This is a genomic window from Alteribacter natronophilus, from assembly GCF_006007885.1.
Lineage (GTDB): Bacteria > Bacillota > Bacilli > Bacillales > Salisediminibacteriaceae > Alteribacter > Alteribacter natronophilus.
This window is the reverse complement of sequence record NZ_VCRO01000008.1, coordinates 1-23056: the sequence shown is the minus strand read 5'-3', so window position 1 is coordinate 23056 and position 23056 is coordinate 1. Positions and strand designations below refer to the sequence as shown.

21 protein-coding genes are annotated in these 23056 nt (G+C 51.2%); all 21 read left to right on the top strand.

The features are described 5' to 3' along the window. Positions 1–286 precede the first annotated feature (286 nt). Positions 287–2767, top strand: a complete 2481-nt coding sequence (spoIIE, locus tag FGB90_RS18850) for a stage II sporulation protein E (RefSeq protein ID WP_138812411.1) — start codon at positions 287–289, stop codon at positions 2765–2767. Between the two features lie 1425 nt (positions 2768–4192). Continuing rightward, positions 4193–4930: a vWA domain-containing protein gene (locus FGB90_RS18845; protein WP_138812410.1), complete on the top strand. Its 738-nt coding sequence runs from the start codon at positions 4193–4195 to the stop codon at positions 4928–4930. After that, the gene (prkT, locus tag FGB90_RS18840) at positions 4896–5903 is read left to right on the top strand and encodes a serine/threonine protein kinase PrkT (RefSeq protein WP_138812409.1); all 1008 of its coding nucleotides are present in this window, start codon (positions 4896–4898) and stop codon (positions 5901–5903) included. Before FGB90_RS18845 ends, prkT begins: the two co-directional genes overlap by 35 nt. A 32-nt stretch (positions 5904–5935) precedes the next feature. Further along, complete coding sequence (locus FGB90_RS18835) at positions 5936–6691, top strand: threonine/serine exporter family protein (RefSeq protein ID WP_138812408.1); 756 nt, start codon at positions 5936–5938, stop codon at positions 6689–6691. A gap of 18 nt (positions 6692–6709) precedes the next feature. Then, positions 6710–7156, top strand: a complete 447-nt coding sequence (locus tag FGB90_RS18830) for a threonine/serine exporter family protein (RefSeq protein WP_138812407.1) — start codon at positions 6710–6712, stop codon at positions 7154–7156. Beyond that, complete coding sequence (gene tilS / locus FGB90_RS18825) at positions 7140–8573, top strand: tRNA lysidine(34) synthetase TilS (RefSeq protein ID WP_138812406.1); 1434 nt, start codon at positions 7140–7142, stop codon at positions 8571–8573. Before FGB90_RS18830 ends, tilS begins: the two co-directional genes overlap by 17 nt. Positions 8574–8692: 119 nt before the next feature. Further along, on the top strand, positions 8693–9232 hold the full coding sequence (gene hpt, locus FGB90_RS18820) for a hypoxanthine phosphoribosyltransferase (RefSeq protein WP_138812405.1): 540 nt from the start codon (positions 8693–8695) through the stop codon (positions 9230–9232). A gap of 70 nt (positions 9233–9302) precedes the next feature. Then, positions 9303–11351 (top strand): ATP-dependent zinc metalloprotease FtsH, encoded by a 2049-nt coding sequence (ftsH, locus tag FGB90_RS18815; protein WP_138812404.1) that lies wholly within the window; start codon positions 9303–9305, stop codon positions 11349–11351. Between the two features lie 446 nt (positions 11352–11797). After that, complete coding sequence (locus FGB90_RS18810) at positions 11798–12565, top strand: type III pantothenate kinase (protein WP_138812403.1); 768 nt, start codon at positions 11798–11800, stop codon at positions 12563–12565. A gap of 111 nt (positions 12566–12676) precedes the next feature. After that, complete coding sequence (gene hslO, locus FGB90_RS18805) at positions 12677–13573, top strand: Hsp33 family molecular chaperone HslO (RefSeq protein WP_138812402.1); 897 nt, start codon at positions 12677–12679, stop codon at positions 13571–13573. Between the two features lie 105 nt (positions 13574–13678). Beyond that, positions 13679–14611: a cysteine synthase A gene (cysK, locus tag FGB90_RS18800; protein WP_138812401.1), complete on the top strand. Its 933-nt coding sequence runs from the start codon at positions 13679–13681 to the stop codon at positions 14609–14611. A 204-nt stretch (positions 14612–14815) separates the two neighbouring features. After that, on the top strand, positions 14816–16249 hold the full coding sequence (gene pabB / locus FGB90_RS18795) for an aminodeoxychorismate synthase, component I (RefSeq protein WP_438502713.1): 1434 nt from the start codon (positions 14816–14818) through the stop codon (positions 16247–16249). Between the two features lie 31 nt (positions 16250–16280). Next, positions 16281–16862: an aminodeoxychorismate/anthranilate synthase component II gene (pabA, locus tag FGB90_RS18790; RefSeq protein WP_138812400.1), complete on the top strand. Its 582-nt coding sequence runs from the start codon at positions 16281–16283 to the stop codon at positions 16860–16862. Further along, positions 16859–17722, top strand: a complete 864-nt coding sequence (gene pabC / locus FGB90_RS18785; protein ID WP_138812399.1) for an aminodeoxychorismate lyase — start codon at positions 16859–16861, stop codon at positions 17720–17722. The genes pabA and pabC overlap by 4 nt, the downstream gene beginning before the upstream one ends. Before the next feature lie 15 nt (positions 17723–17737). Then, positions 17738–18589, top strand: a complete 852-nt coding sequence (folP, locus tag FGB90_RS18780; protein WP_138812398.1) for a dihydropteroate synthase — start codon at positions 17738–17740, stop codon at positions 18587–18589. Next, on the top strand, positions 18582–18944 hold the full coding sequence (gene folB / locus FGB90_RS18775; protein WP_138812397.1) for a dihydroneopterin aldolase: 363 nt from the start codon (positions 18582–18584) through the stop codon (positions 18942–18944). Before folP ends, folB begins: the two co-directional genes overlap by 8 nt. Beyond that, on the top strand, positions 18944–19474 hold the full coding sequence (gene folK / locus FGB90_RS18770) for a 2-amino-4-hydroxy-6-hydroxymethyldihydropteridine diphosphokinase (protein ID WP_138812396.1): 531 nt from the start codon (positions 18944–18946) through the stop codon (positions 19472–19474). The genes folB and folK overlap by 1 nt, the downstream gene beginning before the upstream one ends. Then, the gene (locus FGB90_RS18765) at positions 19426–19632 is read left to right on the top strand and encodes a helix-turn-helix domain-containing protein (protein WP_138812395.1); all 207 of its coding nucleotides are present in this window, start codon (positions 19426–19428) and stop codon (positions 19630–19632) included. The genes folK and FGB90_RS18765 overlap by 49 nt, the downstream gene beginning before the upstream one ends. Before the next feature lie 17 nt (positions 19633–19649). Then, entirely contained in the window at positions 19650–20660 is a 1011-nt protein-coding gene (gene dusB / locus FGB90_RS18760; RefSeq protein WP_138812394.1) for a tRNA dihydrouridine synthase DusB, read from the top strand. A 213-nt stretch (positions 20661–20873) separates the two neighbouring features. Then, positions 20874–22385, top strand: coding sequence for a lysine--tRNA ligase (gene lysS, locus FGB90_RS18755; RefSeq protein WP_171051917.1), 1512 nt, complete (start codon positions 20874–20876; stop codon positions 22383–22385). A gap of 477 nt (positions 22386–22862) precedes the next feature. Continuing rightward, positions 22863–23056 (top strand): hypothetical protein (locus FGB90_RS19865; protein WP_210237265.1); only part of this gene is annotated, 194 nt, incomplete at its 3' end.

The following is a 23056-nucleotide window of genomic DNA, read 5'->3' as shown; positions in this document are numbered from 1 at the left end:
AAGAACGATGATTAACTTGTGCTAATGTCCACCAAATGTTGTCAGAATTTTCGGTACATATGAAAACCTGTATCAATCCTTACTCTCTGAACGGGTGAACGGCTGAAAAAAGGAGGGAGGGCCAAAAGGGAGGCGAACGCATGTGCGGGGGAAAAAGAGAAAAGGGGGTACATTTGTGAAAGAAAGCCGTCGAACACTTTTTAAACCACCGGCGGTTCTTTTGACAAATTCTCCATTTCATCCGTGTTTATAATGTTACCACTAAATGGAACAGGTGGTGTTGCAGATGTTAGGACGATTGAGTTACCGATCGACTGGACAGCCCTCGGCGATCCCGATGCCGTCAAAGCCTTTTTCCCGGTTCTCCAAAAAAGTGGCTGCCTGGATGAACAAGCCAAGTGTAAAAGATGCCAACCGTACGGCCTGGATTATTCTGATTGGCTTTCTGCTTGGAAGGGCGGTGATTTTAATGCACCTGTTACCCTTCGCAGTGCCCTTTCTGGCCGTTATGCTTTACTGGCAGAAATCAAAGGCCAAATGGGCACTACTCGCGTTGTGGGCAGGGGCAGCAACAATATCCATTCCGTTTGCCGCTTATGCGGTGGGGGCCACGATCGCCTATCTGGTTTTACACCGGGTTATCACCGCCGTAAAACCGCAGAAAAATCTGATTCCGCTGACTGTGTTTATCACTGTAGCCGCAGTGCGGTATTCGGTGATTTCCTTCCAGGAAGGGTTCAGCAGTTACGGGGCTATGGTTGCCGGAGTGGAAGCAGCACTAGCCTTTGTGGTGACAATGATTTTTCTGCAGAGCATCCCGATCCTTTTTGAACGGAAAAACAAAATGTCTCTCCGCCATGAAGAAATCGTATGCATCGTGATTTTCATGGCATCGGTCATGACCGGAACCGTCGGCTGGCTTTTGTACGGTCTGTCGGTTGAATTTATTATCGCAAGGTATCTGGTACTTGTCTTCGCCTTTGTAGGAGGAGCTGCAATCGGATCCACGGTGGGCGTCGTCGTTGGTCTGATCCTCAGTCTCGCAAATGTGGCTAACCTGTTCCACATGAGTCTGCTTGCATTTTCGGGACTTCTTGGAGGGCTTCTTAAAGAGGGGAAGCGTATCGGTGTATGTGCCGGACTTCTGATCGGAACCGGGCTGATGGGAATGTACGGGGATAATCAGAGTGCCCTGAGCATCTCCCTGATGGAGACAGGAGTCGCCATTGCTGTATTTCTGGTCACACCGAAACGGTGGATCGAGCAGGTGGCCCGTTATATTCCAGGCACAGCCGAGCATGCGGTGGAGCAGCAGCAGTACCTGCGTAAAATCAGGGATCTTACCGCGGGAAAAGTGGAGCAGTTCTCGAGACTGTTCAGCACCCTTTCCAACAGTTTCTCGGAGGTGGAATCCTCTGACGGAGCAAAGGAACCCGGGCGTGACACGGATCTGTTTTTAAGCAAGGTAACCGAGAAAACGTGCCAGACGTGTATGAAAAAACATACGTGCTGGACACGTAAATTCTCTGAAACATACAACCTTATGGAACGGACCATGGAGGAAGTGGAGGAGCACCAGGATGTGCACGACAGGAGGCTCCTGTCCGATCTTCATTCCCATTGCATCAAGCACGACAAGGTAATCAGGGCGGTTAAGGATGAAATCGGCCAGCTTCATGCGAGCAAACAGCTCAGGAAGCAGATCGTTGAGAGCAGACGACTCGTGGCCGACCAGCTGAGGGGGGTTTCCCGGGTAATGGAGGACTTTGCAAGAGATATCCAGCGGGAGCAGAAAACCCACGAACTCCAGGAGGAAAAGATCAGCGAGTCCCTTAAGCATGCCGGTATTGCCCTTGAGCAGGTAGAGGTGTATTCGCTTGATAACGGAAATGTGGATATCGAGATGATCATTTCCCATAACGAGTACAACGAGGGGGAAAAAGTGATCGCGCCCCTTCTCTCTCATATTCTCAAGGAAACAATTGTAGTCAAGCACACTGAAAAAGCTTCCCTGGCAGGTGGAGCAGAGAGACTCGTATTCGGCTCAGCCAGGCAGTATGTTGTGACAACCGGCGCATCCCAGACGGCAAAGGGAGGAAAATGGATTTCAGGGGACAGCTATTCCACGATGGAGCTCGGTGCAGGGAAGTATGCCCTGGCCATCAGTGACGGGATGGGCAACGGAAAACGGGCACATCTGGAAAGCAACGATACGATTGAGCTGCTGCGTAACATTCTGCGTTCAGGCATTGAGGAGACAGTGGCGATAAAATCAATCAACTCGGTGCTTGCCCTTAGGTCCGAAGAAGAGATGTTCTCCACGCTCGATCTTGTAATGATCGACATGCAGGATGCCACCGCCAAGTTTCTGAAAGTCGGCTCGATTCCGAGCTTTTTAAAAAGAGGAAGGCAGGTGAAGATGATTGAGTCCGGAAATCTGCCAATTGGAATGATCACCGACGTGGAAGTCGATGTGGTCAGTGAACAGCTGAAAAGCGGGGATCTTCTCATCATGATGAGTGACGGCATCTTTGACGGACCGGCTGATATTGAAAACAGGGAGGTGTGGATGAAGCGGGTCATTAACGAGATGAAAACAAATGACCCGCAGGAAGTGGCTGATCTGCTGATGGAGCGCGTGATCCGGGAAGGAGGAGGCATACACGACGACATGACTGTTGTCGTGGCACGGATTGACCATCATCTGCCGAAATGGGCAACAATACCGGTCTCATTTGAAGAGAAGGCATTCGCAAAAAGCCGGTAGCCTTTGGGCTGCTGCACCGCCGGTGAAGCGGATAAACATAGAGGGAAAAAGGGGGACGCATGTATGATGCGGAAAGACGGAGGACCTGCCCAATTTGTGAGGAAACGCTGGCACAGAAATGGAAAGTATGATCCGCGCCCGCGGCCGCCATCATTACCATGGCAGGGCACTCATATTTAATTTAATTCCATCCCGGCATTATGCGGCCGGAGGGGAGCGGGCGACGGCCCAGATCCCCTGCCGGCAAAACACGATTAAATAACCGGGGAGAGTTTTTTTACAACTGAATAGCTTTATTACCCGATTTCAAGGTAAACGGGATTTGAAGGATGCTGCGGAGGGCCCCCGCAGAGGTCCCGGAAAGCCCGGAATCTTTGAAAAGGGAACTGAAAAACAATAAAAGGGAGGATATACAATGACGAATGCAGGAAGAAGCCTACTTGTCCGTGTGCACAGAGGAAAGAGCAGGGAAAATGAGTATGAACCACGCCCACGGCCGCCTTCGATCAAAGCGTAACTTTTCCAGCCGGCAGGCAGGTGATGAGCAGGAGCAGCCGGAATGCAGCAGACAGTTCAGCTGACAACGGGGCGAAGACAGGGAAGCCCGGCACGGAAGCAGTGTGCGAATAATAACTCCGGCACGGCACTGCAGCGCATGTGTGAAAAGACCGCATCCAAAATCTCACGCGCCACATCCAAAAGGGAGGCCTGAAAAATGGAAGAGAAAAGAAGGCAGGGAACCGTAATTGAGAGAAACGTCCGGAGCAGGACGAAAAAGTACCGCCCGCGTCCACGTCCGCCCACAGATTGAAGAAGGTTCAATTACCCGGAACTCCCGTACTGGAATACATTCAGATTAAAAGGAGGAACCTTAATGGTGATGAACCGGAAGCACGGGAAGGTCATGGAGTTTGTGGCAGGGAGCAGGGCGAAAAAGTATAAGCCGCGCCCGCGTCCGCCTTCGTGAAACAGAACGATTTCAATCTGCCATAACCGATCACGCAGCCGTACCTCACGACTAAAAAGCAGCCGATCGTACCGGGCCCGGCAGCCCGCATCATAGAATCACAAATTTATAAAGGAATACTGCTTAAATGGGGCGAAGCGGAAGGCGGCGACTCCAGCGACGAGCGTTTACTCCGTGATTGAACTTCGAGTTGCTTCGACGTAGCAGGCTTCGGAGCATAACTGGCAGAGGAAGAAGCAGGAATTCTTCCAGGGCTGAAGTGATGCCCGCGGAAAGCGTCCGCCTGCAGCGAAGCTGCTCTGTAAGCTGCTCTTTCAGCAGCCATAAACAATCCATCCAGGGTGAGAGGCCCTTTTATATAGATTGCCGGAAGTGTACACAGCCGTCCCCTTAATTGTATATTCCCTTTCAATCTTGTAAATGATGATACCAGTTTATCATTATGGAGGGTGAAAGAGATGAGTAAAGGGACGCTGAGGCAGGTACTGCTTTTAACAGACGGATGTTCAAACGCCGGAGAAGACCCGACGGCAATCGCAGCACTGGCGAAAGAACACGGAATCACGGTTAACGTAATCGGAATTATGGAAGAAAGCCGCAATGGCAGTCAGGGACTGAAGGAGGTTGAGGAAATCGCCCTGTCAGGAGGCGGTGTCAGTCAGATCGTCTACGCCAGGCAGCTTTCCCAGACTGTTCAGATGGTAACAAGAAAAGCTATGACACAGACAATACAGGGGGTGGTCAATAAAGAACTGCAGCAGATTCTCGGAGAGGATCATGAACTGGAGGACCTGGCACCAGCGAAACGGGGACAGGTTGTCGAAGTGGTTGATGACCTCGGGGAGACGATGGACCTCGAGGTGGTCATCCTCGTAGACACCAGCGCCAGTATGACCGATAAGCTGCCGATGGTGCAGGAAGCCCTTGTGGATTTGTCCGTAAGTCTGCGTTCACGTACCGGTGGGAACCGGTTTGCTCTTTATTCATTTCCGGGCAGACGCAGGGATGTGGAGAAACAGCTCGGCTGGACACCGGAGCTTGACTCACTGGCGGGTGTCTTCAAAAAACTGACTCCGGGCGGTCTGACGCCGACTGGTCCGGCCCTTCAGGAAGCGCTCCGCATATTCAGAAACAGAATGAATACAAGTGAGGACCGTTGGGATGAGAGATCAGGTCTCGAAGAAACAGGGATGTAATCTCACCCCCGGGGAGACGGTCATCGGACGCTGGCACGGAAACCGCTACCGTGTGATCAGGGAACTGGGCAGGGGAGCAACAGGGACGGTGTATCTGGTCAGTTCGGAAAAAGGGCAGGCTGCGCTTAAAGCCGGAAGCGATGCCATGTCCATAACATCAGAAGTGAACGTGCTTCAGCACTTTTCTAAGGTCCAGGGTGAGCACCTTGGGCCTTCTCTTTTCGATGTGGATGATTTCACTGCTGCAGACGGGACGTATCCCTTCTATGTAATGGAGTACATTGAAGGGGAAGAGGTCATTCCCTTTGTTCAGAAACGCGGGGTTGAATGGTCGGGCATACTGGCTGTTCAGCTGCTCGGGGATCTGGACAGGCTGCATCAGGCAGGATGGATTTTCGGAGATCTGAAACCGGAAAACCTTCTCGTAACCGGGCCGCCTTACAGGGTCCGCTGGTTTGATGTAGGCGGAACGACGCGCAGCGGCCGGGCAATAAAGGAATTTACCGAGTTTTTCGACCGGGGGTACTGGGGACTGGGAGGCAGGAAGGCGGATCCATCCTATGATCTCTTTGCAGTGGCCATGATACTCATAAACAGCGCGTTTCCGGCCCGCTTTGAGAGAAGGGAAAAAGACAACCTTTCCCTGCTGCTGAAAAAAACAGCGGAAAGGCCGGCATTAAAACAGTTTGCACCTGTGATCAGGCGGGCACTTACAGGGAAATACAAAGAAGCGATGGAAATGAGAAAGGACCTGATGGACAGGATTGGTACAGGGAGCCCCCGCCGTGAAAGAAAAGCCGCTCAGCCTCAGACCGGTGTGCCTGCCGCACCGGTAATACCGGCAACGCGGAAAGCGCACCGAAAAGTCCGGAAAACCCTCCGCAAAACCCCATCCGGAATTGTTGAAACCCTTCTTGTAGCCGCTTTTCTTCTGCTTGGATATGGACTATACTTATTTGTACAAATCATGTAGCGGAAATGGCGTACCGGAGGTGGCAGAGACAGATGGGGAAATCGGATCAGGTCATGGATATCTGCCTGCTGGCGGGGGAGATTATGCTGACCTATGGGGCTGAGACATACCGTGTGGAAGAGACTCTCGAAAGGATGGCCAAGGCGGCCTCCATGAAGAACGTACACTGCTTTGCCACGTCCACGGGCATCTTCCTCTCTTTTGAGGAAGAGGGTAAAGATGACCAGATGCAGATGGTCCGTGTTGATGACCGGCTTCAGGATCTAAACAAGGTGACGGAAGTGAACCAGGTGTCAAGAGAGTTTGTGAACCGGGAGCTTGACGCGGAGCAGGCCCACGAAAAATTGAAGGCAATCGCAGATTCGCCGGTGCCCTACCCCCTCTGGCTTATCCACCTAAGTGCCGGGGTGGCGGGAAGCGGATTTGCTCTTTTATTCGGAGGAGACTGGCCGGACCTTTTCCCGGCTTTTCTGGCAGCGATTCTAACGAGTGTAACGGTGGTGGAATTTGAAAGGTATCTGAAGGTCCGGTTCGCAGCGGAGTTTGCAGCTGCGTTTCTTGGCGGATCGATGGCGATTGTCCTCGTTTTTTTCGGAATCGGGGATAACGTCAACCAGATTATCATCGGCTCCCTCATGCCGCTTGTTCCCGGGGTGCCGCTTACCAACGCCGTAAGGGATCTGATGTCAGGTGACCTGGTTGCCGGTGTGAGCAGGGGAGCGGAAGCTCTTCTCACAGCCCTCTCCATTGCCAGCGGAGTTGCCTTTGCGATATCGCTATTTCTCTGATGAAAGGAGCCTGCACCGATGTTTTTCATTGAACTTATTATCTGTTTTATTGCAACGGTCGGTTTTGGTGTGATTTTCAGTGTACCGAAGCGGGCGCTCCTTCTCGGTGGAGGAATCGGCGTAATCGCCTATTCGATTTTGAATGCCGGCCTTTATTTTGATGCTTCTCCGGTTTTTTCCACGGCAGCGGCGTCACTGACAGCGGCGCTGATTTCCCATATGCTGGCACGCTTTGTACGAATTCCTGTTACAACTCTTGCCATACCGGGGATTCTCCCACTCGTACCGGGCAGCCGTGCGTACTTTACAATGCTTTCTTTTGTGGACGGGGAGTATCTTACCGGTCTTGAGTACGGGGTGGAAACGATGCTGAGGGCCGGAGCGATCGCAGCGGGGCTTGTATTTGCCCTTGCGGTGTTCTCGTTTGGAAAGGGGGTCGGTCATCGTTATGAAACAAACCGTTGACCGGTTTATCGAAAAACACGGCCTCCTGTCCGCGGGTGCCAAAGTGCTTGCTGCAGTATCAGGAGGTCCTGATTCTGCAGCGCTGCTTCATTACCTTGTGAGCAGAAAAGAGGAGCTTGGGCTGCGTCTCCTGGTGCTTCATGTGGACCACGGCCTGCGGGGAGCTGCGTCGAGGCAGGACCGGATGTTTGTGGAGACGCTGAGCCGGAGTCACGGTGTGCAGTGTATCACTGCAGAACCGGACGTAAAAAAGGAAGCAGAGAAATCGGGAACCTCACTTCAGGAAGCGGCCCGGTACTGCCGTTACCGTTTTTTTGAGCAGGTGATGAACGAATATGAAGGGGATTATCTTGTAACTGCCCACCACGGAGACGATCAGGTCGAAACCATGCTCATGCGCCAGGTGCGCGGGGCGGCGGGGGGAATGAAGGGAATCCCTGTTAAACGGCCATTTGCAGCCGGTATACTTGTAAGACCGTTTCTTGCGGTTGAAAAGGACAGTCTGATTGCCTACTGCAGGGAGAACGGGATTGAATACCGGATTGACCCGACCAACGAGAAGGACAGCTACACCCGCAACCGGTTCAGAAAAGAAGTGCTCCCGTTCCTGAAAGAGGAAAACCCGAAAGTGCATGAGCGCTTCCAGCAGCAGAGTGAGTGGCTGGCAGAGGATGATGACTTCCTGGGTGAGCTCGCAGAAGAAGGGCTGGAGAAGGCCGTTACAGGTAAAAATCCGGAGCAGGTGACGCTTTCGATCCCGGAGTTTCTGTCCATGCCGAACCCTTTACAAAGGAGGGCCTTTCATCTAATATTAAACTATCTTTCCAAAGACACGGAAAAATCCATGGCCCGGAGTATACATATGAATGCATTTTCCGATCTGCTCCGGCAGACGCACCCTTCCGGAAACCTTGACCTTCCGGGAGCTGTTTCTGTTCGCAGATCCTATGGTGTGTGCGTGATTTCCTCAGGAGCGGAATCTCCCGGCAGGAATACGGATTCATGGCAATTGCCTGAATCGGGAATGGTTGTGTTTAAAGAGGGGAAGATAGAGGTATCGAATGCTCTCAGTGAAGAATACAGCAGTCCGGTCCCGGAGAGTCTCTGGACTTATTACGGGGACCGGAACCTTCTGCGCCTTCCGCTTACGGTACGTTTCAGAAAAGCGGGAGACCGGCTGGTGCCTTTTGGCATGACGGGAAGCAGGAAGCTTAAGGATCTGCTGATTGATAAAAAAGTACCAAGGGATTTACGGGACAGGTGGCCGGTCATTACCGATGCGGATGACCGGATCCTCTGGCTGCCCGGCCTTGCCCGGGCGGCCTGTGCCTGTTTGACGGAAAGCACGGAAACCGCTCTGTCCATGACATTCATACCGGATGATCCCGGTTTTAAAAAGAGCGTAAAAGGGCATTGAGTACCATGCTCCGGCCCGGTGGGAAAAGGCATTAAAACGGCCTTGTCAGAGGCCGTCCTCTTTTTTGTCATTAAGGAGACGTGCGGATTTTATTACTATTAGGAGGCTTAACAGGACTTATGAGAGATGACATTCAGTCTGTATTAATTTCCGAAGAAGAAATTCAGGAGAAAATCGCCGAGCTCGGCAGGGAGCTGACCGAAGAGTACGAGGGACGTTTTCCCCTTGTAATCGGTATTCTCAAAGGATCCCTTCCTTTTATGGGTGACCTGATCCAGAATATTGACACCCATGTGGAGCTTGATCTCATGGATGTTTCCAGCTACGGGAATGAAACCGTTTCTTCGGGTGAGGTAAAGATCGTCAAGGACCTGAACACATCTGTGGAAGGCCGTGACGTGCTTATTCTGGAAGATATTATCGACAGCGGACTTACACTGAGCTATATTGTGGAGCTCTTCCGCTACCGTAAGGCAAAATCCGTAAAAATCGTCACGCTCCTTGATAAGCCGGAGGGACGGAAGGTGGACCTGGTCCCTGACAGGGCAGGGTTTACGGTTCCGGACGAGTTTGTTGTGGGCTACGGGCTGGATTACGCCGAACGCTACCGCAACCTCCCGTTTATCGGCATTCTTAAGCCTGAGATCTACCAGGGGTAATTTATTGTGATGAAGAACCTTTTTATGGTACTATATGCTAAGTGTACTCGTACGCGGGAGGAGGTAAAGAATGAATCGCATTTTTCGTAATACGATATTCTACTTATTAATTTTCCTGGTTATTGTCGGGATCGTAAGTCTCTTTAACGGTGAACCTGCCGATACGGAAGAGATGACTTTTAATGAATTCCAGACAGCCCTGGAAAATGGTGAAATAAACAATGTCACTGCCCAGCCGGGTGGAGACGTATATATTCTTCGCGGAAACCTTGTGCCTGGTGCCGGGGATCAGGAAACGGAGGAAGAGGCCGAGGAAGGCCAGGCTTTCGTTGTCAATGTTCCTGATACACCTGAAATGGTCGGGCAGATCGTAACGCTTGTAAACACTGCCGATGTGCAGTTTGAAGAAGCTGAGGAACCGAGCGGATGGGTGACGGTCTTTACCGCGATAATTCCGTTTATCATTATCTTCATCCTGTTCTTCTTCCTTCTGAGCCAGGCTCAGGGCGGCGGAAGCAGAGTGATGAACTTCGGTAAGAGTAAGGCGAAGCTCTACAGTGAAGATAAGAAAAAAGCCCGCTTTAAAGACGTGGCGGGAGCCGAGGAAGAGAAGCAGGAACTTGTGGAGGTCGTTGACTTCCTTAAAGATCCGCGCAAATTCTCCCAGATCGGTGCCAGAATACCTAAAGGGGTGCTCCTCGTAGGACCACCTGGTACAGGTAAAACATTACTCGCACGTGCTGTTGCAGGAGAAGCGGGCGTACCGTTCTTCTCAATCAGTGGTTCCGACTTCGTGGAAATGTTCGTCGGTGTCGGTGCCTCCCGTGTACGTGACCTGTTCGAAAATGCCAAGAAAAACTCACCGTGTATCATCTTTATTGATGAGATCGATGCTGTAGGACGCCGTCGTGGCGCCGGACTTGGCGGAGGACACGATGAGCGTGAGCAGACGCTCAACCAGCTCCTTGTTGAGATGGACGGATTCGGAGCCAACGAAGGAATTATCCTGATTGCTGCAACGAACCGTGCCGATATTCTTGACCCGGCCCTTCTCCGTCCGGGACGTTTTGACCGTCAGATTATGGTGGGCCGTCCGGATGTTAAGGGACGTGAGGAAGTCCTTGGCGTTCATGCTAAAAACAAACCGCTTGCTGATGACGTGAATCTGAAAGTCATCGCAGCCCGTACTCCCGGATTCTCCGGAGCGGATCTTGAGAACCTCCTGAACGAAGCGGCACTTGTAGCTGCCCGTTCGGATAAGGATAAGATCGATATGGAGTCGGTGGAGGAAGCGATTGACCGCGTAATCGCAGGTCCGTCGAAGAAAAGCCGTGTGATCTCCGAAAAAGAGCGTGACATTGTTGCGCACCACGAAGCCGGACATACGGTCGTGGGTGTGAAGCTTGCCAGCGCTGACATGGTACACAAAGTAACGATCGTACCACGTGGACAGGCCGGCGGTTACGCCATGATGCTTCCGAAAGAAGACCGTTACTTCATGACGAAGCCGGAACTTCTTGATAAGATTGTCGGACTCCTCGGAGGACGGGTCGCGGAAGAAGTGATGTTCGGTGAAGTGAGTACCGGTGCACACAATGACTTCCAGCGCGCCACGGGAATTGCCCGTAAGATGGTAACCGAGTACGGAATGAGCGAAAAGCTCGGACCGCTCCAGTTCGGTCAGCCGCAGGGTGAGGTTTTCCTTGGAAAAGACATCAACAATGAGCCGAACTACAGTGACGCCATTGCCCATGATATCGATACGGAAATTCAGCGTATCATCAAGGAATCCTATGAGCACTGCCGTCAGATTCTGACCGAGCACAAGGACAAACTCGAGCTTGTGGCCCAGATGCTTCTTGAGCACGAAACACTTGATGCCGAGCAGATTAAATCCCTTGTGGAAGACGGGAAGATGCCGGAGGGTCACCATATGTCGAAAAAGATCAACGGTGAATCCGACGACGATTTGAAAGTGAATATCCAGAGTAAAAAAGGCGAAGATTCCGATTCGGAAGAGGATGCTCCTAAAGAAGAGAACAAAGGCAGCTACCTCGACAGTCAGGTTGAAAAACCGTTTGACGACGATAAGGAAGATGACGACCGGGATAAACGATAATTGTGAGGGAGGGGGTGTCCCAAAAGGTGAAACTGAACCTTTTGGGGCACCCTTTTTATCAGGAGATAAGTTTTTTTACACGCAGGTGCACACGAGCAGAGACACTCCATGCCATGGAAATCGGATGCACATAGAATAAAATGAGTATACCTCTTAGTCAGCAAATCGCTCTTTTTGCGTAGCTGACGCCAGCAGCGAGACTCCTGCGGCAGTGGCGAGCATCCGCATCATGCTCTTACTTCGAGGTGCTTCGACGTATTCTGCTTCAGAGCTACGCCTGCAGAGGAAGAAGCAGGGAGTCTTTTCGCCAGGCGAGACCCCACAGGGCGAAGCTCGCGGAGGCTCGCCGGCACCGCCGCGGAAAGGGAGCGGATGGCGTTCAGTGGAGCTACACGAAACTGACGGAAGGGGATACTTATTTAGAATACAAAGGGGGAATGCCCGGTATGATCGCGGTTATGGATGCAGGAAATACAAATATCATGATCGGTGTGTACGATGGGGACCGTCTCCTTTACGACTGGCGAATCGGGACGGACCCGAAAAAGAGCGAAGACGAATACGCAATGCTGATCGGCGGTCTTTTTTCCCATGCAGGGCTGTCATTCAATCAGATTGAAGGTGTGATGATATCGTCTGTGGCTCCGCCTGTCATGTATTCTCTTGTGGAAATGTGCAGGTCCTATATCGGAACAGAACCGAAACTTGTGGGGCCCGGTGTTAAAACCGGCTTGAACATAAAGTACGACAACCCGAAGGAAGTCGGTGCAGACCGTATTGCCAACGCGGTTGCCGGTACAGCGAGATACGGCAGCCCCCTCATCATCGTCGACTTTGGAACAGCCACAACGTTCTGTTTTATTAACGGAAAAGGCCAGTATGAAGGGGGGACGATTACCCCCGGAGTAAAGATCGCAACCGAAGCTCTTTACACCTACGCTTCAAAACTGCCGAGAGTGGAACTGGCAAGGCCGGAAGGCGTTGTTGGAAAAACAACAGTCGAATCGATGCAGGCCGGTATTTTTCACGGCAGTATCGGTCAGGTTGAGGGAATCGTCCGTGCCATAAAAAAAGAAACCGGAACACGCCCCCGTGTGGTGGCAACAGGCGGGCTCTGTGAGCTGATCGGTCCGGAGGCCCCCTCGGTGGATGAGGTTGATCCCTATCTGACGCTTGAAGGGCTGAGACTTATATATGAAAAAAACAGAAACTGAATTGATGTGCCTAATTCGGGGAAACAGCATTTACAGAAGACCGTAATAACAGATATGCAGTCAAAAGGAATGAACGTTAAAAAGGTTTAAGAATGGAAAGGAGCAGTACAAATGTCTGATTACTTAGTGAAAGCTTTAGCCTACGACGGGATGGTCAGAGCCTACGCCATCCGCTCGACAGAAATGGTCCAGGAGGCGGCCCGGCGCCACGATACGTGGAGAACGGTAACCGCTGCACTCGGGCGAACGCTCTCTGCAGCAACCATGATGGGGGCTATGCTGAAGGGTGAGGAAAAGATCACCGTTAAAGTGGAAGGGAGCGGCCCTGCTTCCCCGATTATCGTGGATGCCAATGCACGGGGAGAGGCCCGCGGCTACGTATCAAACCCCCACGTGGATCCTGACAGAAACAGTGAGGGAAAGCTGAACGTGGCTGAAGCGGTAGGCCGTGAAGGGATGCTAAGTGTTGTGAAATATCTCGGCCTGAAAGATAACTTTACCGGAAGCGTACCTTTTGTCTCCGGTGAACTGGGAGATGACTTTACGTATTACTTTGCCACATCCGAGCAGACGCCGTCTTCTGTGGGGCTCGGTGTTATTATTGATAAAGAGGACCAGGTTGCATCTGCGGGTGGTTTTATCATTCAGCTGATGCCGGGTATTACCGATGATATTATCGATCAGATCGAAAATCGCCTGAATGAAATGCCGTCCATATCAAAACTGATTCAGGACGGTCTTACTCCAGAACAGCTTCTTCACACCATTTTAGGTGAGGATAATGTCCGCGTTCTCGATCAGCTCGGCGTATCCTTCAGCTGCCAGTGCTCCAAGGAGCGTATCTCCAATGCCATTCTCGGGCTTGGCGAAGAGGACCTTATTGCCATGATTACAGAAGATGAAGGGGCGGAAACCCAGTGCCATTTCTGTAATGAAAAATATCTGTTCTCAAAAGGAGAGCTGCAGGATATCCTGGATGAAAAACGTGCGGGTCAGGAACCGCAGTAATAGAGCCTGTCTGTTGACCGTTTCTGGCAGATCCTGCTATAGTAATTAAAACCCAATAAAACATAGAGAAATACCCGGGTTTATTTTCGTGAGGAGGAATGCATTATGACCAGAGTTGTCCAGTCCATTACCGATCTCATCGGAGAAACGCCACTTGTTAAGCTGAACCGGCTGGTGCCGGATGATTATGCAGACGTGTATCTCAAGCTTGAATTTATGAACCCGGGAAGCAGTGTAAAAGACCGGATCGCCATTTCCATGATCGAGGATGCCGAGAAGAAAGGGGCGCTTAAAGAAGGAGACACCATTGTTGAGCCGACCAGCGGGAACACCGGAATCGGCCTTGCCATGGTGGCAGCGGCAAAAGGCTACCGCACAGTGCTCGTCATGCCCGAGACGATGAGCATGGAGCGGCGCAACCTCCTTCGTGCCTATGGAGCCGAGCTTGTGCTTACACCGGGGCCTGACGGCATGGGCGGTGCCATCGCAAAAGCGACGGAACTTCAGAAGGAGAACGGCTGGTTCATGCCCCAGCAGTTCAGCAACGAAGCAAATCCGAAAATCCACAGGGAAACAACAGGAAAAGAACTTCTGCAGCAGGCAGGAGATCAGCTCGATGCCTTTATTTCCGGAATCGGTACAGGAGGCACAGTAACAGGTGCCGGCGAAGTCCTGAAAGAGAAGTTTCCGGCTCTTCATATCGTGGCTCTTGAACCTGAAGACTCACCTGTTCTTTCGGGCGGACAGAAAGGACCTCACAAGATTCAGGGGATCGGTGCCGGATTTGTGCCGGAGATTCTCGATACGGATATCTACGATGAAGTAATAAAGGTATCTGCGGAAGATTCATTCGAATACGCCCGCCGTGCCGCGCGGGAAGAAGGTATTCTGGGCGGCATCTCATCGGGTGCAGCCATTTATGCAGCACTCGAAGTGGCAAAGCGTCTCGGTAAGGGCAAGAAAGTTATTGCCGTTATTCCGAGTAACGGAGAGCGGTACCTGAGTACACCGCTGTATCAGTTTGAAGAACATGAATAAAGATCAGCCGGAGACTGCATAAGAGCGGTCTCCGGTTTTTCTTTTTCTGTTTGGATGGGGTGCAGGGTACTGCTGACAATAGAGGTGTACCGGCATTACCTTGAGCAGAGCTTTTAAAAACAGGTTCGCCTGGTTGCAGTTGCCTCACCGGCTACGTATAATTAGTTTCAGATACGAAAGACAGAGAAGAAGGTGACGTCATCAATGGGGATGAAGCGAAGAGCGGCAGGGAGATCGGGACCACTTAACGGTCTGGAACAGCACTGGTTTTTAACCTTTACTGCACTCGCCGAAAAAAAGAGTGATTATTGTCTTCTTGAAAGCGGAAGAGGCGGACAGTACAGCATCATCGGGATGAACCCATGGGCCGAAATTAAAGGAAAAGACCGGAAGCTGACAATAAAGCAGAACAAAAACGAAAAACAGTATACGGGTCCGCTCCTCGAAAGCCTGGAGGAGTGGCTCGCACCATATCGTACAGAAAAATCGGCTCACCTGCCGGACTGTCAGGGCGGCCTTTTCGGCTCTGTCAGCTACGATCTGATTCGTCAGATTGAAGTGCTTCCTGAACAGGCAGCCGATGACCTGAATACACCCGATCTTCATTTCCTGGCTTTTGATGACCTTTATGTCATTGACCATCGTGAAGAGACATTCTGGATGATGACACATGTAAACGGTAATGAAACCGACCGTGATGCAGAAGCGAAACTGGACGCTCTTGAAAAAACGTGGCAGGCTGCAGAAAAAAAAGAAACCGGCTGGTACCGCCGCAGACACGACAAGAAGGCGGATGCGGAGGAGCCGGTCAGAAGTTTTTCCCAGGCGTCGTTTATGGAAGCGGTTGAACAGGTGAAGGACTACATTGCCGATGGTGATGTGTTCCAGGTGAACCTGAGCGTCCGTGAATCACGCCCTGCAGTTACGCACCCGCTTCATATGTACGAGCGTCTAAGAGACATTAACCCGTCTCCCTATATGGGGTACTTTCACACAGAAGACGTCCAGCTTGTAAGTGCTTCCCCTGAACTGCTGGTCAAAGTGAAGGGTGAGGAAGTCAGCACACGCCCGATCGCCGGTACACGTTCGCGTGGCAGGGACGAGGCGGAGGACCAGAAGCTTGCCGACACCCTGATCAGCAACGAAAAAGAGAGAGCCGAGCACGTGATGCTTGTGGATCTTGAACGGAACGACCTCGGGAGAGTCTGCCGCTACGGTACGGTTGAGGTGGACGAGCTGATGGTCATTGAAAAGTACTCCCACGTCATGCACATCGTCTCCAACGTCCGGGGGGAACTTGCTCCGGACAACTCCGAATTTGATGTAATCGCAGCTGCATTTCCCGGCGGTACTATTACCGGTGCGCCGAAAATCCGGACGATGGAAATTATTGAAGAGCTGGAGCCGGTAAGGCGGGGGATTTACACCGGTTCTCTCGGCTGGATCGGCTTTAACGGGGATATGGAGCTCAATATTTCCATCCGGACTATGCTTGTACAGAACGGAGAGGCACACGTTCAGGCCGGTGCAGGAATCGTGATTGATTCCGATCCGGCTGCAGAATATAAGGAGTGTCTAAAGAAAGCACGTGCTTTATGGAAAGCAAAAGAGATGAGCGAAGACGAGCAGAGACTATAACCACGAGAGAATGAGCTGAGGAGGAACAGTTATGATTCTGATGATTGATAACTACGATTCGTTTACCTACAACCTGGTCCAGTATCTTGGAGAAATGGGTGAGGAACTGGTTGTAAAACGGAACGACAAAATAACAGTGGCCGAAATTGAAGCACTCGCCCCGTCGTACATTATGATTTCACCGGGGCCCTGCTCCCCGGATGAGGCAGGAGTCAGCATGGAAGTCATCAGGGCGTTTGCCGGTAAAATCCCGGTCTTTGGCGTCTGTCTCGGACACCAGAGCATCGCCCAGGTTTTCGGAGGTAACGTGATCAGAGCAGACCGCCTTATGCACGGGAAAACCTCCGAAATATTCCATGATGAAAAAACGGTATTTAAAGGACTGCCTTCACCGATGACGGCAACAAGATACCACTCCCTTATCGTGGAACGCCATTCCCTTCCGGACTGCTTCGATATAACAGCAGAAACCGAACAGGGGGAAATTATGGCCATCCGTCATAACACACTTCCGGTTGAAGGTGTGCAGTTTCACCCGGAATCGATTATGACAGCTGAAGGCAAAAGGCTTCTTAAAAACTTTATCGACGAGTACAGGGGATTCCGGCCATGATGATTTACGCCAACGGCCGGATCATCGATGAAAAAGAGGCATCTGTTTCACCTTTTGACCACGGCTTTCTGTATGGACTCGGCGTATTCGAAACATTTCGCACCTATAACGGTCATCCATTTCTCCTGGATGACCATTTTCATAGGCTCGGTGATGGACTCCGGGAGATGAACATACATGCAGCACCATACAGCAGGGCGGAAACAACTGAAGTAATCACCGACCTGCTGTCTGCAAACGGTCTCCGGGATGCCTACTTCAGGTGGAATGTCTCTGCAGGCGAAGGACCTGTGGGTCTCCGGACAGAAGCATACAACGATCCAAACACCTTTGTGTTTGTAAAAGAACTGCCGGATACGCTCCCGGGGGAAAAACACCTCCGTGTGCTCAGTCAGCGCCGGAACACTCCGGAAGGACCGGAACGGCTGAAATCCCACCATTATCTCAACAGCATTCTCGGTAAAAGGGAGGCCGGCGGGCACCCTGATACGGAAGGGCTCTTCCTCACAGCGGAAGGCCGTGTGGCAGAAGGGGTTGTCTCAAATGTATTCTGGTCCAGCGGCCGGACGCTTTACACCCCTGCAGTGAGCTGTGGCATCCTGAATGGGATTACCCGCCGTTATGTGATGACTCTGGCACGCGACCTCGGTTTTTCAGTAAAAGAGGGCGAATACCGGCTGGACGATCTCCTTTCTGCAGACGAAGTTTTCGTAACCAACTCTATTCAGGAAGCAGCCGCCGTCTGTGCAGTGGAGGACTGCACTTTTCCCGGAAGAAGAGGAGAGGTTTACAGGAAGATCTCGGAGCGTTACCGGGAGGAAGCACTAAGCGGGCAGCGATGGACAGGGAATACCGAATAGGAAGGTGACACCGTTATGACGAGAGAAGTACTTAATAATAAACCGATGCAGTGGAACGGCAGGAAGCTCGATTTCTCCGAAAAAACGTATATAATGGGCATTCTCAACCTGACCCCCGACTCTTTTTCCGATGGAGGAAAATATACGGGAACAGATTATGCAGTGGCTCATGCCGTGCAGATGGTGGAGCAGGGTGCCGATATTATTGATGCCGGCGGTGAATCGACCCGCCCCGGCGCCGTGAAAATTGAGGCCGAAGAGGAGCTCCGTCGCGTAATAGAACCGTTAAAAGAAGTCAGAAAACATGTGGATGTGCCGATTTCCATCGATACGTACAAGGCACGCGTGGCCGAAGCCGCCCTTGAGGCTGGTGCCGATATCATCAACGATGTCTGGGGAGCGAAGCACGATCCCGATATGGCCCGTGTCGCCGCATCCTACGGTGTACCGGTTATTTTAATGCACAATCGGGAAAAGCCGGAATACACGGACCTGATGGAAGACGTCATCTCCGACTTGAAGGAAAGTATCGACATCTGCCTGAAAGCCGGTGTTAAGGAAGAGAAGATCATTCTCGATCCCGGTATCGGATTTGCAAAATCGTATGAAGAAAACCTGATTGTCATGCGTCATCTTGATCGTATAACCGGCCTGGGCTACCCTGTACTGCTCGGGACGTCGAAAAAATCCCTTATTGCCAAAACCCTTGACCTTCCGGTGGATGAACGAAAGGAAGGAACCGGGGCTACGGTCTGCTACGGAATCGACAAGGGCTGTCAGATTGTAAGAGTGCACGACGTTCTCGAAATGTCACGGATGGCAAAGATGATGGATGCGATGATCGGAAAAGGAGGAACCAATGGATAAAATTTTTGTAACCGGAATGGCGTTCTGGGGCTACCATGGTGTGTTCGAAGAGGAGAACAAACTGGGACAGCGATGGTATGCTGATGTAACACTGGAACTGGATGCCCGGCCTGCAGGGGAAAACGATGACCTTGATGCAACCGTCAATTATGCCGAAGTCTACGAAAAGGTTAAGGAAGTTATTGAAGGAGATCCGGTCAAGCTCGTTGAAACCCTCTGTGAACGGACCGCGGAAAACCTCCTTTCCTCCTTTAAGACAGTGGAAGCCTGTACGGTAAAGGTCATTAAGCCCGATCCGCCAATTCCAGGTCATTATGACAGTGTGGCTGTGGAGATCAGAAGGGCCCGCTCCTGATGGGTAACCTGAACAGCGCGGTTATCGGCATAGGTTCCAATATTGGAGACAGGTACCGCCATATTACCTCAGCAATGAAGGAACTGGAACAGCACCCGGAAATTACTATAGAAAAGAAATCATCCATCTATGAAACCGATCCGGTGGGATACACCGAACAGGAAGCGTTTCTGAATGCGGTCTTCAGGATAACGACAGGTCTTGAAGCTGTTGCGTTACTCGATGTACTGCAGGGAGTAGAGCATGAGCTCGGCCGAAGACGGGAAATCCGATGGGGCCCCCGGACAATTGACCTTGACATTTTATTGTATAATGATGAAAATATAGAGTTGGAACGTTTAATCGTCCCGCATCCTCGGATGCATGAACGTAGTTTTGTTCTGATCCCCTTAAAGGAGATCGAACCTGATCTCGTTCTGCCCGGCGGCTGCCGAATCGACGACTGTATACAAGATTTATCAGATAAAGAGGGTGTGCGAAAATGGAGGAAATCATCTGGGGCCGACGAATCCGCGCCTTTCGGAAGCTGAAGGGATACACTCAGGAAGGTTTTGCAAAGGAACTGCAGATTTCTGTGTCTGTTTTAGGTGAAATTGAGCGGGGGAACCGTAAACCGTCCGAAGAGCTGATTACTTCTGTAGCCCGCACACTGGATGTCACCATTGAGGAACTGACATCGATCAACTGACAATAGAGGTGAACGCCATGCTTAAAATCGGCGGGATTACGATGAAAAACCAGGTTGTGCTGGCACCAATGGCCGGCGTGTGCAACCCTGCCTTCCGTCTCATCGCAAAGGATTTCGGTGCCGGGCTCGTGTGTGCCGAGATGGTGAGCGACAAAGCCATCCTCCACAAAAACGAGCGGTCCATGCAGATGCTGTACGTGGACGAGCGTGAAAAGCCGCTGAGTCTTCAGATCTTTGGAGGCGATAAGGAAACACTCGTTGAAGCTGCCAAGATCGTGGATAAACAGACGAACGCGGATATCATTGATATTAATATGGGCTGCCCTGTTCCGAAAATCACCAAATGTGAAGCCGGAGCCCGCTGGCTTCTCGATCCCGACCGTATTTATGATATGGTTTCCTACGTTACGGAGGCGGTTGATAAACCTCTGACGGTAAAAATGCGCATGGGCTGGGATGAGGATCATGTCTATGCTGTTGAAAACGCCCGGGCGGTTGAGCGGGGCGGCGGTGCAGCTGTTGCCCTTCACGGCCGTACCCGTGTACAGATGTATGAAGGGGTTGCCAACTGGGATATCATTAAAGATGTTAAAGACGCAGTCAATATTCCTGTAATAGGCAACGGCGATGTGAAAACACCGGAGGATGCCCGGCGCATGCTGGACACTACCGGTGTCGACGGTGTAATGATCGGACGTGCAGCACTGGGGAACCCGTGGATGCTTTACCGTACGATTCATTATCTTGAATCCGGCGAAAACATCCCTGAACCTTCCGCGAGAGAAAAGATGGATGTGGCGATTCTTCATATGGACCGCCTCATTGACCTTAAAGGTGAAAATGTGGCCGTCCGTGAAATGCGTAAACATGCAGCCTGGTATATTAAAGGGCTGCGTGGAGCAGCGGGCATGCGCGACATGATTAACCAGGCTGTAACACGCGACGGGCTTGCCGAGGCACTGGACGGTGTAGTTGAAGCAGTGGCACAGAAGGAAGCCGAACGTAAATCCGGTCAGGCTGCAGGATAAAACAGCTGTATACCCCTTGAACGGGGGTGTTCCGCACCCTTAAGGGCGTCCGGGGCACCCCCTTCTCTATAAAAACGCCGGGATGTGAAATGCTTCACCTCGCCGTTTCGGGGAAAAACACAGCCTCAGGAAATACGCAGGTGCCGGCAGGCGGGGGGTTGTGAACCCCTTCAGCAGGGCCGGCTGTTAAAGAAATTATTATGGAAACAGGAGATGGTGAGGTTGAGTCAAGAACTCGAACTGAATGATCAGCTGCAGGTGCGCAGGGAAAAAATGAAAGAAATGATTGACCTCGGAATTGATCCGTTTGGTCAGAGGTTTGAGCGTACCCATTCTGCTGCAGAAGTAACAGAGGCGTACGACCAGTATTCTAAAGAAGAGCTTGAGGACAAACAGTATCCTGTTACTCTTGCAGGCCGGATTATGACAAAGCGCGGCAAAGGAAAAGCCGGTTTCGCCCATATTCAGGATCTATCCGGCCAGGTTCAGCTGTATGTCCGCAAAGACGGTGTCGGCGAAGAGCAGTACGAGCTTTTCAAAAAAGCGGATATTGGGGATATTGTCGGTATTTCCGGCCAGGCGTTCAAAACAAAAGTCGGCGAGCTCTCTGTAAAAGCAGATCAGTTCCAGCTGCTTTCCAAGTCCCTTCGTCCTCTTCCGGATAAGTATCACGGACTCAAGGATGTGGAGCAGCGCTACCGTCAGCGTTATCTTGACCTGATTGTAAACCCGGAAGTGCGCGACACCTTTGTATTACGCAGCCGGATCATTCAATCCATGAGACGCTATCTTGACAGCCACGGCTATCTTGAGGTGGAAACGCCGATGCTGCATTCCATTGCAGGCGGTGCCTCTGCACGTCCGTTCGTTACTCATCACAATGCACTGGATATGACCCTTTATATGCGGATTGCTATTGAGCTTCACCTGAAGCGCCTTATTGTGGGCGGGCTGGAAAAAGTCTATGAAATCGGCCGTGTTTTCAGAAACGAAGGTGTTTCCACAAGACACAACCCTGAGTTTACAATGATAGAACTGTATGAGGCGTACGCAGACTATAAAGATATTATGAGTCTTACTGAAAACCTCGTAGCCCACATTGCCGAAGATGTTCTCGGATCTTCCACTGTCACTTACGGAGATCAGGAAATCAGCCTGAAGCCGGAGTGGAAGAGAGTGCACATGGTGGATGCCATCAAGGAGCATACCGGCGTCGACTTCTGGAAAGAGATGAGCGATGAGGAAGCGCGTGCCCTTGCCAAAGAACACAACGTTCCTGTAAAAGATACAATGAAGTATGGCCATGTCGTAAATGAGTTCTTTGAAACGTTTGTGGAAGAGAAGCTTATTCAGCCTACCTTTGTATACGGACACCCGCTCGATATTTCTCCGCTTGCAAAGAAGAATGCAGAAGACCCGCGTTTTACCGACCGGTTCGAGCTCTTTATTGTGGGCCGCGAGCATGCCAATGCCTTTACGGAGCTTAACGATCCGATTGATCAGCGCGAGCGCTTTGAAGCACAGCTTGTAGAACGCGAACAGGGTGATGACGAAGCTCACATGATGGATGAGGATTTCGTTGAGTCACTTGAATACGGACTTCCGCCGACGGGCGGGCTTGGGATCGGCATCGACCGTCTTGTGATGCTGCTTACGAACGCCCAGTCGATCCGTGACGTTCTGCTGTTCCCTCAAATGCGCCACCACGGGGCAGACGAGCAGTAAGTCTTCCGAATCAGCCGCTCTCCTGTAATCAGGAGGGCGGCTTTTCTGCATTAACGGGCAGATCGGGTGTTTGATGTGGGGAATGCAGAGGCAGTAATCAGTAACAAGTGATGACACTGGTGGATAAAAAGGTGTTGACCCTTCTCTTATATGGAGGTAAGATAATCAAGGTCTTATTAGTCAGCCCGTCTTTTTAAAATGAAACCAAAAACAGCCCAGGCTGAACTGCTTTTTCCGTTCATGGATTAAAGCATTACTCCCGGCGTATAAAGACCTAATAGCCGGGGAAAATAATTTTGTTGTTTTTTAATAAAGAGGGTTGCGCTTCTCAAATGAACCGTGGTATATTATTAAACGTCGCCGAGAGCGAAACACGAAAAAAACAGCTCAAAAAAATGTTTTTAAAAAAGTGTTGACGCGAACTTAACCAACATGGTATATTAGTTAAGTCGCCGCAAAACAAAGCGACAAAATAAAATGACATTCAACAGCGGGTTTTTTACTTCTTTTCTGTTAAATGTCGAGTGGCCTTTGAAAACTAAACAGAAGCCAAGCGAAACATGGGATATTTTAAATATCCCGTCAATAAATTTTCATTTTGATGTCAGAGACATCGAACTTTCTACGGAGAGTTTGATCCTGGCTCAGGACGAACGCTGGCGGCGTGCCTA

Coding starts and splice junctions, on each gene's coding strand:
- FGB90_RS18835 (WP_138812408.1), top strand. CDS start 5,936: ATGGGGAAATCGGATCAGGTCATGGATATCTGCCTGCTGGCGGGGGAG.
- folP (WP_138812398.1), top strand. CDS start 17,738: ATGACGAGAGAAGTACTTAATAATAAACCGATGCAGTGGAACGGCAGG.
- prkT (WP_138812409.1), top strand. CDS start 4,896: ATGAGAGATCAGGTCTCGAAGAAACAGGGATGTAATCTCACCCCCGGG.
- FGB90_RS18765 (WP_138812395.1), top strand. CDS start 19,426: ATGGAGGAAATCATCTGGGGCCGACGAATCCGCGCCTTTCGGAAGCTG.
- lysS (WP_171051917.1), top strand. CDS start 20,874: ATGGTGAGGTTGAGTCAAGAACTCGAACTGAATGATCAGCTGCAGGTG.
- pabA (WP_138812400.1), top strand. CDS start 16,281: ATGATTCTGATGATTGATAACTACGATTCGTTTACCTACAACCTGGTC.
- folB (WP_138812397.1), top strand. CDS start 18,582: ATGGATAAAATTTTTGTAACCGGAATGGCGTTCTGGGGCTACCATGGT.
- hpt (WP_138812405.1), top strand. CDS start 8,693: ATGAGAGATGACATTCAGTCTGTATTAATTTCCGAAGAAGAAATTCAG.
- pabB (WP_438502713.1), top strand. CDS start 14,816: ATGGGGATGAAGCGAAGAGCGGCAGGGAGATCGGGACCACTTAACGGT.
- tilS (WP_138812406.1), top strand. CDS start 7,140: ATGAAACAAACCGTTGACCGGTTTATCGAAAAACACGGCCTCCTGTCC.
- spoIIE (WP_138812411.1), top strand. CDS start 287: ATGTTAGGACGATTGAGTTACCGATCGACTGGACAGCCCTCGGCGATC.
- hslO (WP_138812402.1), top strand. CDS start 12,677: ATGTCTGATTACTTAGTGAAAGCTTTAGCCTACGACGGGATGGTCAGA.
- cysK (WP_138812401.1), top strand. CDS start 13,679: ATGACCAGAGTTGTCCAGTCCATTACCGATCTCATCGGAGAAACGCCA.
- ftsH (WP_138812404.1), top strand. CDS start 9,303: ATGAATCGCATTTTTCGTAATACGATATTCTACTTATTAATTTTCCTG.
- FGB90_RS18810 (WP_138812403.1), top strand. CDS start 11,798: ATGATCGCGGTTATGGATGCAGGAAATACAAATATCATGATCGGTGTG.
- FGB90_RS18845 (WP_138812410.1), top strand. CDS start 4,193: ATGAGTAAAGGGACGCTGAGGCAGGTACTGCTTTTAACAGACGGATGT.
- dusB (WP_138812394.1), top strand. CDS start 19,650: ATGCTTAAAATCGGCGGGATTACGATGAAAAACCAGGTTGTGCTGGCA.
- pabC (WP_138812399.1), top strand. CDS start 16,859: ATGATGATTTACGCCAACGGCCGGATCATCGATGAAAAAGAGGCATCT.
- folK (WP_138812396.1), top strand. CDS start 18,944: ATGGGTAACCTGAACAGCGCGGTTATCGGCATAGGTTCCAATATTGGA.
- FGB90_RS18830 (WP_138812407.1), top strand. CDS start 6,710: ATGTTTTTCATTGAACTTATTATCTGTTTTATTGCAACGGTCGGTTTT.